Source organism: Rahnella sp. P4_A8 (genome assembly GCF_056402435.1).
Genome location: NZ_JBFUHK010000329.1, coordinates 1 through 721, shown reverse-complemented (window position 1 = coordinate 721; position 721 = coordinate 1). Strand labels below are relative to the sequence as shown.

Annotated in this window: 1 protein-coding gene and 1 pseudogene; one reads left to right on the top strand and one right to left on the bottom strand. The window is 39.4% G+C overall.

Translation table 11 applies throughout. The features are described 5' to 3' along the window. Positions 1-261: AAA family ATPase (locus tag AC1DUO_RS25780; RefSeq protein WP_477989563.1), on the bottom strand; the 261-nt coding region annotated here is incomplete at its 3' end. A 198-nt stretch (positions 262-459) separates the two neighbouring features. On the opposite strand from AC1DUO_RS25780, the pseudogene AC1DUO_RS25775 reads away from it, so the two are divergent. Continuing rightward, positions 460-721: pseudogene (locus AC1DUO_RS25775) on the top strand (type II secretion system protein GspC); the annotation flags it as partial.

The following is a 721-nucleotide window of genomic DNA, read 5'->3' as shown; positions in this document are numbered from 1 at the left end:
GGCTAGTAATTGTCCAAGGCTTTCACTGTCTGCGCCATTCAAAGACGCTGCACTTAAATTCAATACCCGGCATTGACTTTTTCTGGCAATCTCGTGCGCCAGTCGCGTTTTACCAACACCTTTGTTACCACCGATTATCGCGATACCTCCCTGACTCAACTTCTGCAGAATAAAATCCTGAGCGGCCAACAAACGTATATTATTGAAATAATTACCTTCCAAAAAGGGAAGCGTGACAAAATTAAAGTAATCGCGGTACATACCAATACCCATAACCATTTATACATTCAATGAATGTTTTTAAATAAAAAACCGAAAGAGGAATAAATCTGAAAATCAAGAAACACAACCTCATTCGTATTGAACATGTATTAATGTGAATCAATGTTTTTCTGCGTATAATATAGCCTAATAAGTAACCCACTGGAATAACGAAAGCACAAGGGAATGATCCAATACATGCATGCCATCTGGAATAAAGGGCATCGGCCAAAGCTATCATTGAAGACAGGAATGTTTATTGTCATTACATTCATACTCACAATGATTTGTTGCTCAACAATCGCTGTTACTGTGCTAAATAGCAGGGAAAGTTTTGGGTTCCTGCCCAAGACCTCCACCGACGCCAAAATTTTTATCAATATACCCGGCACACTATTTGAAAAACGCAGAAATGCAGTGATTAAAGAGGTAACTCGATCACCAGCGACTAGCGTTAAGC